Annotated in this window: 12 protein-coding genes and 1 pseudogene; 9 read left to right on the top strand and 4 right to left on the bottom strand. The window is 63.3% G+C overall.

What is annotated here, in order from left to right:
* Positions 1-72: 72 nt before the first annotated feature.
* The 6 genes from IM701_RS20275 to IM701_RS20250 are packed head-to-tail and all read left to right on the top strand — an operon-like array spanning position 73 to position 6,743.
* The gene (locus tag IM701_RS20275; RefSeq protein ID WP_193829044.1) at positions 73-1,875 is read left to right on the top strand and encodes a long-chain-acyl-CoA synthetase; all 1,803 of its coding nucleotides are present in this window, start codon (positions 73-75) and stop codon (positions 1,873-1,875) included.
* Positions 1,865-3,040, top strand: a complete 1,176-nt coding sequence (locus tag IM701_RS20270) for an acyl-CoA dehydrogenase family protein (protein ID WP_193829043.1) — start codon at positions 1,865-1,867, stop codon at positions 3,038-3,040. The genes IM701_RS20275 and IM701_RS20270 overlap by 11 nt, the downstream gene beginning before the upstream one ends.
* 13 nt (positions 3,041-3,053) lie before the next feature.
* Positions 3,054-4,016, top strand: a complete 963-nt coding sequence (locus IM701_RS20265) for a bifunctional MaoC family dehydratase N-terminal/OB-fold nucleic acid binding domain-containing protein (RefSeq protein ID WP_193829042.1) — start codon at positions 3,054-3,056, stop codon at positions 4,014-4,016.
* Positions 4,016-5,158 (top strand): acyl-CoA dehydrogenase family protein, encoded by a 1,143-nt coding sequence (locus IM701_RS20260; protein ID WP_193829041.1) that lies wholly within the window; start codon positions 4,016-4,018, stop codon positions 5,156-5,158. Before IM701_RS20265 ends, IM701_RS20260 begins: the two co-directional genes overlap by 1 nt.
* 2 nt (positions 5,159-5,160) lie before the next feature.
* Positions 5,161-5,574: a MaoC/PaaZ C-terminal domain-containing protein gene (locus IM701_RS20255; RefSeq protein ID WP_193829040.1), complete on the top strand. Its 414-nt coding sequence runs from the start codon at positions 5,161-5,163 to the stop codon at positions 5,572-5,574.
* Entirely contained in the window at positions 5,571-6,743 is a 1,173-nt protein-coding gene (locus IM701_RS20250; RefSeq protein WP_193829039.1) for a lipid-transfer protein, read from the top strand. The genes IM701_RS20255 and IM701_RS20250 overlap by 4 nt, the downstream gene beginning before the upstream one ends.
* Before the next feature lie 27 nt (positions 6,744-6,770).
* On the opposite strand, the gene IM701_RS20245 is transcribed toward IM701_RS20250, so the two are convergent.
* Positions 6,771-7,748, bottom strand: a complete 978-nt coding sequence (locus IM701_RS20245; protein ID WP_193829038.1) for a VOC family protein — start codon at positions 7,746-7,748, stop codon at positions 6,771-6,773.
* A 35-nt stretch (positions 7,749-7,783) separates the two neighbouring features.
* The gene (locus IM701_RS20240) at positions 7,784-8,977 is read right to left on the bottom strand and encodes a cytochrome P450 (RefSeq protein WP_193829037.1); all 1,194 of its coding nucleotides are present in this window, start codon (positions 8,975-8,977) and stop codon (positions 7,784-7,786) included.
* A 411-nt stretch (positions 8,978-9,388) separates the two neighbouring features.
* Between IM701_RS20240 and IM701_RS20235 the strand changes: the two genes are divergently transcribed.
* From IM701_RS20235 to IM701_RS20225, 3 genes and pseudogenes are all read left to right on the top strand, one after another.
* Positions 9,389-10,612 (top strand): IS256 family transposase, encoded by a 1,224-nt coding sequence (locus IM701_RS20235; RefSeq protein ID WP_193829036.1) that lies wholly within the window; start codon positions 9,389-9,391, stop codon positions 10,610-10,612.
* A 112-nt stretch (positions 10,613-10,724) separates the two neighbouring features.
* A pseudogene (locus IM701_RS20230) lies at positions 10,725-11,278 on the top strand (transposase).
* Between the two features lie 249 nt (positions 11,279-11,527).
* Complete coding sequence (locus IM701_RS20225; protein ID WP_230487965.1) at positions 11,528-12,364, top strand: lytic transglycosylase domain-containing protein; 837 nt, start codon at positions 11,528-11,530, stop codon at positions 12,362-12,364.
* A gap of 260 nt (positions 12,365-12,624) precedes the next feature.
* On the opposite strand, the gene IM701_RS20220 is transcribed toward IM701_RS20225, so the two are convergent.
* Together IM701_RS20220 and IM701_RS20215 are read right to left on the bottom strand one after the other, a co-directional pair.
* Positions 12,625-13,146 carry a helix-turn-helix transcriptional regulator gene (locus IM701_RS20220; RefSeq protein ID WP_193829035.1) on the bottom strand — a complete coding sequence of 174 codons (522 nt, stop codon included), beginning with the start codon at positions 13,144-13,146 and terminating at the stop codon, positions 12,625-12,627.
* Between the two features lie 91 nt (positions 13,147-13,237).
* Positions 13,238-13,774 carry a hypothetical protein gene (locus IM701_RS20215; protein ID WP_230487964.1) on the bottom strand — a complete coding sequence of 179 codons (537 nt, stop codon included), beginning with the start codon at positions 13,772-13,774 and terminating at the stop codon, positions 13,238-13,240.
* Positions 13,775-13,800 lie beyond the last annotated feature (26 nt).

Below are 13,800 nucleotides of genomic sequence, written 5' to 3'. Positions count from 1 at the left end.
TAGCATGGCTGCCCACACGTGCAGAAGGTGCAGAAAAAGGTGTCTGAGCAAGTGCCCAGTCGAGAGGAATCGATGAGCCGGCTGATGCGCGGTTATAGCCGGGTAGCCGCGTTTCGTCGCGACACGCCGTATACCGTGGCAGACCGTCTGGAAGAGCGCGCGCGCGACAGCGGCGACAGGTCTTTCATCATTTTCGAGGGTCGCACGCTGACCTTCGCCGAAGCGAACGCGCGGGCCAACCGTATTGCGCATGCAGCCCTGGCCATGGGCCTGAAGCGCGGCGATGTTGTTGCCCTGCTGATGAGCAACCGGCCCGATTTCGTGCTGATATGGCTGGGTCTTGCCAAGGTTGGGATCGTCACCGGGCTGCTGAACACCAGCGCCACGGGGACGGCCTTGGTTCACGCGCTAGCCCAGATCGCCCCTGCGGCGTTGATCCTTGACGACGCCCTGCGCGATTCGGTAGCCGATCTGCCGCGCGAAGCCCTGCCGCCCTTGCTGCTCTGCGATGCCGAACATGGGGCAGCTGCGGCTGTGCACGGTGCGCTGGATTTCTACGCCGCGTGCGACCGGGCCCCTGCCGCCGATCCTGATCCTGCCGCGCGCGCCGGAATCGTCATGGGCGATCCGCTCTACCTCATCTTCACATCGGGCACGACCGGCCTGCCCAAGGCCGCCCGGATGAGCCACCTGCGGTTTGTCGGGGCAGGGGAAACCCAGGGCGGCCTGATGGGTATCGGCCCGGACGATGTCCATTACTGCGTCCTGCCGGTCTATCATGGCGCGGGCGGCATGGCGGTGGTTTCCGTGGCGCTGGCCTTCGCCATTCCCTTTGTCCTGCGCCGCCGCTTCAGCGTCAGCGCCTTCTGGGATGATGTGCGTGAACACGGGATTACGACGGTCCAATACATCGGCGAGGTGTGCCGTTATCTGCTCAATGCCCCGCCTTCGCCCGATGACCGCAACCATCCGCTGCGCCGCCTGATCGGCGCGGGCCTGAAGGCCGATATCTGGCGACGCTTCAGCGAACGCTTCGGCGTGACCGAGATATTCGAGGGGCTGGGCGGCACCGAGTGCAATTACAGCCTGCTCAATGTTGATGGCCGGATCGGATCGGTGGGGCGGCTGCCCTATCCCGAACAGTCGACGGTGCGCGTGCTCGCCTATGATTTCGACAGCCAGGGCTACTTCGCCACCCCCTCGGGCGCGCCGCGCCTGGCCGTGGCCGGCGAAGTGGGCGAACTGGTGGCCCAGGTTCTTCCCGGGCCGGACGGCGCGGGCTTCTTCGAAGGCTATACCGATCCCGCCGCCAGCGAGGCCAAGCTGCTGCGCGACCTGTTCGAACCCGGTGACATCTGGTTCCGTTCGGGCGATCTCGTCCGGTTTGACGAGGATGACTATTTCTACTTCGTCGACCGCGTCGGCGACACGTTCCGCTGGAAGAGCGAGAACGTGTCGACTGAGGAGGTCGCGCTGGTACTCGGGGGCTTTGCTGGGCCAGAGCTGGTCAACGTCTATGGCGTGGAGATTCCCGGCGCCGAAGGGCGTGCGGGCATGGTTGCCCTGACCTACGGCCAGCTGGCCCAGTTCGATCCCGCGGCCTTCCACGCCTATGCCCGCGAAAGGTTGCCGCACTACGCAGTGCCCGTGTTCGTCCGGGTTTCGACGGCTTCCGAAATCACCACCACCTTCAAGCTGCGCAAGATCGATCTGCAGCGCGAAGGCTACGATCCCGCGGCCGTCGGTACCGACGCGCTGTATGTGCTTGACCAGGAACAGGAAACCTACGTGCCGCTGACCGATGCGTCGCTGCGACGACTGGGGATCGCGCCGTTCCTGCGTCCCGATGCTGGAGGCAACCCCCGTGTACGTTGACCATTCCCGAGAGGCCAAGGATTTCCGGGCGCGCTTTCGCGCCTACCTAGATGATCTGATCACACCGGATGTGCGCGAAAACACGCGCCATGCCGAAAGCGGCGAGGTGTACCGCCGTGTCATCCGTCAGTTCGGCAGTGATGGCTGGCTGACGCCGGGCTGGCCGGTTGAATACGGCGGGCAGGGGCTTGACCCCGTCCTGCAGAAGATCCTGCTGGAAGAACTTATCCGGGCCGAGGCTCCGTTCCCCTTCGTAACCGTCAATACGGTCGGTCCGGCGCTGATCAAGCTGGGTAGCGAGGAGCAGAAGAAAGCGATCCTCGAGCCGATCTCGCGCGGGGACCTGATCTTCGCCATCGGCTATTCCGAACCGGGCGCCGGTACCGATCTGGCGGCGTTGAAAACCCGCGCCGATCGCGATGGTGACGACTTCGTGATCAATGGACAGAAGATATTCACCAGCGGGGCGGAAGGGGCTGACTACGTGTTCCTTGCGGTTAGGACCGATCCTGACGCGCCGGCGCACAAGGGCATTTCCATCCTCATGGTGGATACCAGCCTGCCGGGCTTCTCGGTCAGTCCGATCTGGACGGTTGGCGGCATGCGCACCAACGTGACCTATTACGACAATGTCCGCGTTCCGGCCTCGATGCTGATCGGCCCGCTCAACGGCGGGTGGAAGATGATCACCGAACAGCTCAACCACGAGCGCATCGGGCTGGCGGCCATGGCCTATGGCGGCAACGTCTGTTTCGACCTGGTGGTGGACTGGGCGCGCGATACCCGCACCCCAGAAGGCGCGCGGGTCATCGATCAAGGCTGGGTCCAGTCGGCGCTGGGGGAATGCTATGCCCTGCTGCACAGCATCACCCTGATGGGTGACCGGGTGGCCTGGGAAGTTTCCAACGGCCTGACCCGCCCCGATCTTGCCAGCGCGATGAAGGTTTTCGGCACAGAAGGCGTGATCAAGGTGATGCGCCTGCTGCTCGATGTCATGGGGCCGGTCGGCCTGCTCCAGGAAGGTTCGCCGGGCGCGGTCCTTGCCGGGCGTACCGAGCACGAATTCCGCAAATGCCAGATCAACACCTTCGGGGGCGGTACCGCGGAAGTCCTGCGCGACATGGTGGCGCAGGTCGGCCTCGGGATGCCCCGGGCCCTACGTTAAGAGAGGACACAGGATGACTGTTCAACAGGAAGCCCTGGCCAGGGCGCGGGCCTTCGTGGCCGCCGGCCCCAGCCCCGTGGTTACCGCCCGCGACCCCGTAAACCAGCCCATGATCCGGCGCTGGTGCGAGGCGATGGGCGATGCGAACCCGCTTTACCAGCACCGCGAAGCTGCGCAGCAGGCCGGCCTCGACGATGTCGTCTCGCCGCCGGCCATGCTCGATGTCTGGACGATGGAGCCCTACAACCCCCTGGTCGAGCGGGTGGGCGATCATCCGGTCTTCGCCGTGCTGGAGGAATACGGCTTCACCAGGATCGTCGCGACCAACGTCGAACAGGAATATGATCGCTATCTCGCCCCTGGCGACCTGGTTTCGATGACCGTGCGCGTGGCCGATGTTTCGGACGAAAAGCGCACCGGGCTGGGCGATGGGCACTTCGTTACGCTGTGGTATGAATTCACCGATCAGCACGGCGCCCCGGTGGGCCGGATGAGTTTCCGCCTGCTCAAGTTCAAGCCGCGCGTCGCCGGTGCCGGGCAGCCGCGCGAAGAAAAGCCGGAACAGCCCCCCGCCGAACCGCCCCGACCGATCACCACGCCCGATACCAAGCACTTCTGGAAGGGCCTGATTGATCGTCAGGTGCTGATCCAGCAATGCTCCGACTGCAACGAATTGCGCCATCCGCCCACTCCGATGTGCCCGCATTGCCGTTCGATGAAATGGCACACCCTCCCGGCGGTAGGGCGCGGCGTTATTCACAGCTTTGCCCTGATCCATCAGCCGAAGCTGCCCGGTTTCGAATATCCGCTGCCGGTTGTGCTGGTCGACCTGGAAGAGGGGGTTCGGCTGCTCGCCAACCTGGTCGTGGCGGACAATGCCGAGGTCGCGGTCGGCCGCAAGGTCGTGCTCGATTTCCGGGAGATCACCCCCGACTTCGTGCTGCCCGTCTTCCGCCTTGACGATGGGGGGCAGTGATGGACTTTTCCTGGAGTGAAGACCAGCAGAGCCTGCAGGGCCTTGCCGCGCAGATCTTTGCCGATACCTGTTCTGACGAAAGCATTCGCCAGTTCGCCGAATCCGGCCAATCGCACGATCCGGCACTGTGGGCGCTGTTGGCGGAGGCGGGCCTGCTGGGGCTTGGCATTGCCGAGGCCGATGGCGGCACCGGCTTCGGCATGGCCGAGATCGGCCTGCTGATGGAAGAACAGGGGCGCTTCCTGGCCCCGGTGCCGCTCCATGCCACGCTCGCGCTCGTCGCCCGGCCGCTGGCGTTGTGGGGCACCGATGCGCAGCGCCAGCTCTGGCTGCCGCGCATCGCTAGCGGCGACCTGATCGCCACGGCAGCTATAGAGGAGACGGCCAATGCCTGGCCCGAATGCCCTGCGGTAAAGGGCCGGGCCCAAGGCGATGGCTGGCTGCTGGACGGCAGCAAGACCGCTGTTCCCTATGGCGCGCAGGCCGGGCTGATCCTAGTCATCGTGGAGCTTGAGGGGCGCGGGCCGAGCGCGGTTCTGCTGTCCCCGAACCGCGCTGGCATCAGCGTGGGCGAACAGAAGACCACCGGCGCCGAACCCCATGCCGAGGTGACCTTTTTCGGGGTGGAACTCCACGCCGAGGATGTTCTGGGGCGGCCGGGGCAGGGGGCGGACGTGGTGCGCACGGTCATCCGGCATGGCCGGGTGGGCCTTGCCGCTATGCAGCTTGGGGTGACCGGATCAGCCCTGCACCGCACCGCCGCCTACACCAGCGAGCGAATCCAGTTCGGTCGGCCGATCGGTTCGATGCAGGCGGTGCAGCAGCGCGCGGCGGACGGCTACATCGACCTTGAGGCACTGCGTTCCAGCACCATGCATGCCGCCTGGGCGCTGGACAACGGCTGCGCCGATGACGCCGGGATCGGCGCAGCCAAGTACTGGGCGGCCACCGCCGGGCACCGCATCACCCACACCGCGCAGCACCTGCACGGGGGGATCGGCGCTGATATCACCTATCCGTTGCACCGCTATTTCCTGCGCGCCCGGCAGATCGAATCCGCGCTTGGCGGCGCCAGCCTAATGGCAGCGGCAATCGGCCAGGCCCTTGCCTCTGGACAATCCAGCCCCCTTTCGGGAGTATGACGATGACTTTCGACGACCTCAGCCCCGGCCAGCAGCTGCCGCCCCTGACGTTCCCCGTCACGGCTTCGGCGATCATCGCGGGAGCCATCGCGACCAACGATTTCGCCAAGGTGCACCACGATCCGGCCGCTGCCGCCGCATCGGGCGTGCCCAGCATCTTCATGAACATCCTGACGACCAATGGCCTGGTCCAGCGGTTCGTTACCGAATGGGCCGGCCCAGCGGCGCGCGTGCGCAAGATCGGCATCCGCCTAGGTGCGCCCAATTTCGTCGGTGATACCATGACCTTGACCGGCGAAGTGGCCTCGCTTTCCCCTGAAACGCGGGAGGCGGAAATTTCCGTCAAGGGCACGAACGGCATCGGCGAACACGTGTCCGCTACGATGCGCATCGCATTCGAGGAGACCGGACGATGAGCAACCAGCTGGGCGGCAAGGCCGCAATCGCCGGGATCGGCGCCACCGAGTTTTCCAAGGCCTCGGGCCGTTCCGAAATGAGCCTTGCGGTCGAGGCAGTCACTGCGGCGCTGGCCGATGCCGGGATCGATCCCGGTGAGGTTGACGGCCTGAGCACTTACACCATGGACCACAACAACGAGACCGAGGTGTTCCGCAACATCGGCGGGCGTAACCTGAAGTTCTTCAGCCGCGTCCACTTCGGCGGGGGGGCGGCCTGTGGTCCGGTGATGCAGGCGGCCATGGCCGTGGCCGCCGGAGTGGCTGACGTGGTAGTCTGTTATCGCGCGCTCAACTGCCGTTCGTCCTATCGGCTGGGCAGCGGCACGCCGCCCCCCTCCGTCACGCCGGCCGAAGCGGCGCTCTATGCCTGGTACATGCCCTATGGCCTGGTATCGCCCGCATCGTGGGTGGCGATCGCGGCCCAGCGTTACATGCACGAGCATGGCGCCACGTCCGAGGATTTCGGCCGCATCACCGTGGCCTGCCGCAAGCATGCTGCCAACAATCCCAACGCCTGGTTCTACCAGAAGCCGATCACGCTGGAAGAACACCAGGCCTCACGCTGGATCGTCGAGCCGCTGCGCCTGCTCGACTGCTGCCAGGAAACCGATGGCGGGGCGGCCGTGGTGGTCACTTCGCTGGAACGCGCGCGCAAGCTGAAGCAGCGCCCGGCAGTGATCCGGGCCGCGGCGCAGGGCGCGGCGGCGGACCAGCACATGATGACCAGCTATTACCGCGACGATATTTCGGCCCTGCCCGAGATGCGGCTGGTAGCCGATCAGCTTTACGCCCAGGCCGGGATCGGCCCGGACCAGGTTTCGGCGGCGATCTTCTATGATCACTTCACCCCGTTCGTCCTGCCGCAGATCGAGGCTTTCGGATTCTGCGCGCCGGGGCAGGCCAGGCACTTCATCCGCGACGGTGCTATAGAGATCGGCGGGCGCCTGCCGATCAACACCCACGGCGGCCAGCTGGGTGAAGGCTATATCCACGGCATGAACGGCGTTTGCGAAGCCGTTCGCCTGGTCAGGGGCACTTCGGTCAACCAGGTGGCCGATACCCGCAATGTGGTGGTTACGGCAGGCACCGGCGTGCCGACCGGCGGGCTGATCCTGAGCGGTGACTAGGCCCGCTCTGGCGGAGATGCCGGGCCGCTAGCGTCCCGGCATCTCGTCTGCCATTGCGACGATCGCCTGCGGGGTCAGCCCGTGATGGCCCCAGACGTCACCGCCGCAGAACTGGTTCGGAGTCCAGTTCTCGTCAATCAGCAGGCCGTCGCAGCCGATCTCGATGTCGAAGCCCGAAGGCCCGCGGAAATAGAACGACAGCATGCCGTCGTTGACGTGCCTGCCCAGCGAACTTGTGATGCGCCACCCGTCCTTCTGGATGCGGTCCATGGCCTGACCCACCAGGTCGATGGTTTCCAGCTGGAACATGATGTGGTGCACGCCGCGCGTTTCGCCCACTCGCGTCAGCGCCACGGAGTGATGGCGCGGATTGCAGTAGAGGAAATTGGCGGAAAGATCGCCGTCCTCGTCGATGTTGAGGTAATCGGAAATGGCGAAGCCCAGCACCTGCGTGTAGAAATCAAGGCACGGCGCGATCTGGGCGACGAACAGGTTGATGTGTCCGCAGCCCAGCGGGCCAGTGACGAACCGGGCGCCGAGCGGCGATTGGAACCGGCGGTCAATGGTCGGACCCCAGAACAGTTCGATGGCATTGCCAGACGGGTCTTGCAGGCGCGCCAGCTGCGTTACCGAGCGGGCGCGGGCACCGGCTCGGTCTGAAATCTCAACGGCGATGCCTTCGGCCCGCAGCGCGGCGACGGTTTGCGCGAAGCCGCGGGCGTTTTTCGTATCGAAGCCCAGGTAGGCGAGGCCCTCGGGGCCGTCCGTGCGGTGCACTGCCACGCGCCACGCCCAGTCATCCAGCTTGAGATAGACCGAGCCGTCCGGGCCGCTGCCGCTGGCGCAGCTGGCCGGGCCGGGGCTGCCGGGATCACCCGGCAGGCCCCGGTATTCGCCGGGCAGGGCATGGGCCGGTACCATGCCCAGCAGATCAACGCCCAGCCGCAGCCAGGCCTGGGGATCGCGGGACGTTATGCCCATGTATCCAAGCGATGAAATGGCCATGATGGTTTCCTGCAGAAATGGGGCGGAGCCCGCACCTAGGCTTTCAGGGTGAATGTCATCGGCATGCTGATGAAGCCCGCGAGGTGTTCGCCGTAGGCCGGGACAACCTCTTCGTGGATGATCTGGTAATCGCTGATGTCCTTCAGGATTTCCTCGATGATGATCACCCCGGCCTCGATGCCGACATGCTTGCCAAGGCACACGTGGGAGCCTAGGCCGAAAGTCATGTTCGGTTCGGCGTCCTGGCGGAAGATGTCGAAACTGTCGGCATTCTCGAACTGCGTTTCGTCGCGGTTGGCCGAGGCGTAGAGGAACAGGATGCCCTGTCCCTGCCTGATCTGGCGCCCCCCCACCTCAAAGTCGGTCAGCGCCTTGCGCGCCAGCATGTTCGATGGCTGCTTGAACCGCGCGGCCTCGAGAAAGGCCTGCCGGATCAGCCCGTGATCCGCCAGCACTGCCTGCTTCTGCGCGGGGTGGTGATCAAGGTAATAGAAGAAGGCGGCAATTACCATCGGCGTCGTCTCCGACCCCACCACCATCAAGGTGATCAGGTACATGAGTAGTTCGTCGTCGGTCAGCTTCCGCCCGTCGATTTCCGCCTCCATGTAGATCCGGGTATAGCCGCTGGCGAGGGACGGATCGGCACGTATCTTCTGGATGTAGGCAGCCAGTTCCTGGGTCAGCTGGGCGAAGGCCTGCTGGTTGCGCTCCGAAGTGGCACCGACTTGGCCTTTTTCGCGGTGCAGCAGGTTGTCGATCAATCCACGGTACTTTTCAGCCTCGTCGGCTGGCAGGCCCAGCTTGTGGCCGGCATTGATGCAGAAGAAGCGATTGGCAAGATCGCCATAGACGTCCATCCGCCCGCTGGGCCGCAGTTCGCTCCAAAGGCGACGGGCAAGTTCGCGGTAGCGGGGCTTCTGGGCTTCCACCGCGGCAAGGGTGAAGTCATTGGCAATCAGTCCGCGCCACTGGCGATGCTCCTTGCCATTCTTGGTCGAAAAGCTTTCCAGCACGGCCTCGCCCAGCAGGACCTGCCCCGGCGTCTGCCCATGCGTGAAGTCAAGGCACTGCCCCTTTAGGCTGACTGCCTTGACATCGGCATAGCGGGCCAGCGCCCATGCATCGTACTTTTCCATGTAGTGCGGGCAGCCTTCGGCGCGAAGATCGCGGTAGAGCCCGGTCGCATCGGTCATGGCGGCGTCGGAATAAGGGTCATAGTCAACAGGCATAAGGAAATCCTCTGTGCGGCACTGGCGGGTGCTCGGGGCATGTCTGCTTTCAGCTGTAGCCTTGCCTTACACCTTGCCGGTCGACCGCGGCGGCAGTACTTCGCCCCACCGCCGTGGCTTGTGGCCATCGCTTACGGTACCATTGGTACCGATGTATTGATCTCCATCAAATTTGCGCGCCGCTGGGAGAACTTGCGCCGCAATGCATTTACCTGCCTCGTTAACAGCGTTGCGAAGCGCATTGCGCCGTCGCCATGCATTCGCGCGGTGCGTCGGGTAACCATAGCTTCCGCGCTCGGGGTGTAATGTCCGGTGTAGGTGGTGGTGCATTCCGGGGTGGGGCATCATCTGTTGGGGACTGTCAGGATTTCCGTGTGTGGGCGGGCATAATGGGCAAGAAGGAGTCCCACTATGTCCCGACGCAAGGAACCGGTGATACCGGCTGATTTACTCGATCAACTTCTGGCTGGCGGCGATGCTGCTGCGGCCCTTCAGCAGGGTGGCCTGCTGGATTCGCTGAAGAAGGCACTGGCCGAACGTGCGCTTAATGCGGAGATGGACCATCATCTCGGGCATGACGACCAGGCTGGCAACAACCGCAATGGCTATGGCCGCAAGACCGTCGTTACCGACACCGGCAAGATCGAGATCGAGGTGCCCCGGGATCGCCAAGGCAGCTTTGATCCGCAACTGATCGCCAAATACCAGCGTCGTTTCCCCGGCTTCGACGACAAGATCGTGTCGATGTACGCACGCGGCATGAGCACCCGGGAGATCACCGGGCATCTGCGCGAGCTGTATGGCATCGACGTCTCGCCAGACCTGATATCGACCGTCACCGACGCCGTGCTCGAGGAGGTCGCCGCCTGGCAGGCCCGGCCGCTCGATCCAGCCTATCCGCTGGTTTTCTTTGACGCGATCCGGGTCAAGATCCGCGACGAAGGCATGGTCCGCAACAAGGCGATTCACATCGCGCTGGGTGTGCTGGCCGATGGCACCAAGGTCGTCCTGGGCCTGTGGATCGAGCAGAACGAAGGTGCCAAGTTCTGGCTGCGCGTCATGAACGAGCTCAAGAACCGGGGCGTGGAAGATATCATGCTAGCCGTCGTCGATGGCCTCAAGGGCTTCCCGGACGCGATTACCGCCGTGTTCCCGGAAGCGATCGTCCAGACCTGCATCGTCCATCTGCTGCGCAACTCGATGGACTTCGTCTCCTGGAAGGACCGTAAGCCACTGGCGAGCGCCTTGAAGAGCATCTACCGCGCCGTCGATGCCAAGGCTGCCGAGGAGGCGCTCACGGCCTTCGAGAACAGCGAATGGGGGCGGCGCTACCCTGCAATCGGTCAGAGCTGGCGGCGGGCGTGGAGTGAGGTCATCCCCTTCTTCGCGTTCCCCGACGAGGTCCGCAGGATCGTCTACACCACGAATGCCATCGAGGCCCTGAATGCTCAGCTCCGGCGGGCGGTCAGGGCCAGGGGGCACTTCCCCAGTGACGATGCCGCGACCAAGCTGCTGTACCTGATCTTGAACCGGTCCGAGAAAACGTGGAAGATGCCGCCGCGTGAGTGGTCCATGGCCAAGGCCCAGTTCGCCGTCCTGTTCGGCGAACGCTTCATCAAGGCCATGGCGGCGTAATGTTTAACCGCCCGCCCACACACGGAAATCCTGACAGTCCCCATCTGTTGCCACCGGCCTCATTATTATGAACGAATTTGCATACTTCGACCGTGACGAAGATGAGTTCCCGATGGCCGAGGACAGATTACTGGTCGAAGAGCTGGCTGCGAAGAGCGGCCAACTGAATTTTTTGCGTAGCATCACCGAGAGCGTCCTGCAGCTGATCCGGGAGGCCGATGTCGATGGCCTGATCGGCGCCGGACGGCACGAACGCAGCGGTGACCGGGCCACCTGGCGCAACGGCTATCGTGACCGTTCGCTGGATACCCAAGTCGGCACGCTCAACCTCAAGATCCCCAAGTTGCGGGCCGGGTCGATGAACTGATCTAGGCCATGGGCATGACGGGCATCTCGAAGTCCACGGTCTCCAAACTGTGCAAGGACATGGACGAAGCCGAAACCGACGTGCTCGCCTACACCGGTTTCCCCACCCAGCACCGCACGAAGTTACACTCGATCAATCCGCTCGAGCGGCTGAACAAGGAGGTCAAGCGACGCGCTGACGTCGCAGCCAACGAAGACAGCATCGTGCGCCTCGTCGGCGCCGTGCTCCTCGAACAGAACGACGAGTGGCAGTTCCAGCACTGCAACTTGCAGATCGAAGGTATGGCCGAAATCAACTAAACCATCATGATCGAGGAGGAAAATCAGCCCCTACACATTACCGCAAAGGGCGCATGACGATGACCCAAGACCACCGCCGAAATTACACCACGTTGACGGACGCGACCCTGATGAAGCGACTGCCCCTCGCGGATAGACGCCACCATAGGGTGAGGTCGTCGCAATCCGCAGCGATCGCGCCGACCTTGACCTTCACAACCGAATCCGCTCCATTGATTGAGCGCAGTTCACTCCACCGGCACGTGCCTCATGGTGCGTGAAATGCATTTTGCCAAACTTCTGTCCATCACTCTCACAATTCTTGGGATCAACTCCCAATCAATCGCCAGAGACGTCGAAAGACTTCAGTTCGAGATCCCAGCTAACTCGGAGCGGGGCGGGCCATCGCTTCTAGGACTGACAGAATTCGCTCACCCCAACCGCGTCACGCAACCGTTGCTGGAGCAATTCCAGTTTGCTTCGGGCAGAGACACTTTTGCGGAAAGTCGTCTCAATGGGCCGATGCCATCCAACTTTGGATGCGATGCTGCAAGTTACCAGCCCACATGGTGGCTCCCCCGCGCGGCCGAGGCGCGCCGCGCTTCCTATCATCGAATATTGAAAGATATCGCCTGCCAGCATGGGCTTCCTGCCCGGCTGCTCGACGCACTGATCGCCCAGGAATCAGGCTTCGCCTCGGGCAGCGTTTCCAAAGCCGGGGCTATGGGCATGATGCAGATCATGCCCGGCACCGCCCGCTCCCTCGGACTTAGCAATCCCTTTGATCCAATCTCCAACATGCACGCCGGAGCGCGCTATCTGCGTCAGCAGATCGACCGCTTCGGCAGAATAGACCTCGCTCTTGCCGCTTACAATGCCGGCCCCGAACGCCGCTCGCTACGACAGGGACGCATCCCCGCCATCCCGGAAACCCAACACTACGTCCGCACGATCCTCACCAACTGGGACCGCCTGATCGATCTGGATCGCGCCAATGAGCGCGAACCGAACCGCGGCGAGCTGGCGATGCTGGCCGTCCGCGCCTCAGGCTACCGCGGCGTCGAACTCATCCGCTACGACGGGTCGAACGCCTCAAACCCGATGTAGTGCGCGTAGAGCAGGGCAATGCTCATGATGCACGGAAAACCGCTCAAGTAGCTGAGCTGAAACCGAAGCCACAAACGTGGATGCCAGAGAATTCTCTGCTTTCTCGTCCCTGCGGGCAGGTCGATGAGGCCTGACCGCAATTCAATAATGGTCCGAAGAAGGGCACAAGCCGCGCATATCCCGGCCAGCAAGCCAACGGCAGCATAAAGCTGCATCCAGGCAGCGATCGCCTCAGGGCGCATGGCATGCTTCGATGCACATCACGCCTGCAAAGTCCGTTCGTGTTCCATCACCCGTTCCTGATGGGAGAGAAGCATGTCATAAGCCCGGCCGAGCGCCTCGTGGATGATCGGCGGACGCAGGCTCACCTGGATCTCGCCGCGCCGGCGGGTGATGATCTCGCAGTAGAACCCCTTCATCGCTTCGCAGATGAGGAAAACCTCGGGGTCATCGTAGGCTATGTGATCGTGGAGGAAGGCGACGCAGAACTTGGCACGCACGCAGTCAATCTCGAGGGCCTCGAACAACCGGTCGCGCAAATCATCGCGGAGCATGACATTCTTGCGGACGATTTTGTGGAGGCGCGGCCGTGCCACGCCGATGCGATCGGCGAGATGGGCCAGCGCCAGTCCCTGTTTCGCGGCTTCAGCATCGATCAGGCGCTTGTACTGCTCCTGCTCGGAAAGGCGAGGCGCAGGCTCTCCAAAGCTGAAGGCCGAGGCCGCTGGCGAGGTTGGCCTTACGCGAAATACGGTCTCGGGTGTCACGGTGCTGTACGGCATGGCTCGTCCCTCCCTGAACCAATTGGTCTATGGGATGCCATAGAGTGTCAATATGGGAACTTGCTGTACCGCTTGAATAATCCGTGGTGGATCAAAAGACGCCGCGGACTTGGGCCAGATGGATCAGGAAGGGGATCACCGCCTTGTCCTGTACCGGTTTGCCGCCGACCTGCGCCACTTTTCGGCGGAAGGTGTCGTAATCATCAAGCCAGTCAGCGCCGACCTCGAGCCAGACCTTTACCTTGCCTTCGACCGGGTACTCGGCAAGGAACCGATCCAGATCCGCGCGCGCGATCTCCATCGAACTGGCGCTGGAACAGGCATGCTGGACAGTGGCCCGCAGGCTCTGGAATCTGGCGGTTTTCTTGGAAAATTCACACATGGCGTTGGCCAGGAATGCAAAGCAGTCCTGGCTTATGAGCATCCGGATATTGCGCGTTCCGCTAGCCATTGAGTGAGCGCCGGGTGTTCCATGGTCCGACCGATCATGACCCAGAATCGTTAATTTTGCGAGTCGGGCGTCTGCAGCGCTGATTCGCAGGCGCGGATTGCGCTTTGGGCAATGCCCATTGCCCCGTTGGGCGGTCGTGATCGCGCCGCCGGAATTTACGAACGCCACAATGGACATTCCCAATTTCCGAATCGGAAACGCAA

This window comes from Novosphingobium sp. ES2-1, from assembly GCF_015169775.1.
GTDB lineage: Bacteria > Pseudomonadota > Alphaproteobacteria > Sphingomonadales > Sphingomonadaceae > Novosphingobium > Novosphingobium subterraneum.
This window is presented reverse-complemented; position numbering and strand designations above follow the sequence as displayed.

What these genes read in the sequence shown, in the direction of transcription:
- IM701_RS20265 (WP_193829042.1), top strand. Translation starts at nt 3,054, where the DNA reads ATGACTGTTCAACAGGAAGCCCTGGCCAGGGCGCGGGCCTTCGTGGCC.
- IM701_RS20240 (WP_193829037.1), bottom strand. Translation starts at nt 8,977, where the DNA reads ATGCCTGTTGACTATGACCCTTATTCCGACGCCGCCATGACCGATGCG.
- IM701_RS20220 (WP_193829035.1), bottom strand. Translation starts at nt 13,146, where the DNA reads ATGCCGTACAGCACCGTGACACCCGAGACCGTATTTCGCGTAAGGCCA.
- IM701_RS20275 (WP_193829044.1), top strand. Translation starts at nt 73, where the DNA reads ATGAGCCGGCTGATGCGCGGTTATAGCCGGGTAGCCGCGTTTCGTCGC.
- IM701_RS20250 (WP_193829039.1), top strand. Translation starts at nt 5,571, where the DNA reads ATGAGCAACCAGCTGGGCGGCAAGGCCGCAATCGCCGGGATCGGCGCC.
- IM701_RS20255 (WP_193829040.1), top strand. Translation starts at nt 5,161, where the DNA reads ATGACTTTCGACGACCTCAGCCCCGGCCAGCAGCTGCCGCCCCTGACG.
- IM701_RS20245 (WP_193829038.1), bottom strand. Translation starts at nt 7,748, where the DNA reads ATGGCCATTTCATCGCTTGGATACATGGGCATAACGTCCCGCGATCCC.
- IM701_RS20260 (WP_193829041.1), top strand. Translation starts at nt 4,016, where the DNA reads ATGGACTTTTCCTGGAGTGAAGACCAGCAGAGCCTGCAGGGCCTTGCC.
- IM701_RS20235 (WP_193829036.1), top strand. Translation starts at nt 9,389, where the DNA reads ATGTCCCGACGCAAGGAACCGGTGATACCGGCTGATTTACTCGATCAA.
- IM701_RS20225 (WP_230487965.1), top strand. Translation starts at nt 11,528, where the DNA reads ATGGTGCGTGAAATGCATTTTGCCAAACTTCTGTCCATCACTCTCACA.
- IM701_RS20215 (WP_230487964.1), bottom strand. Translation starts at nt 13,774, where the DNA reads ATGTCCATTGTGGCGTTCGTAAATTCCGGCGGCGCGATCACGACCGCC.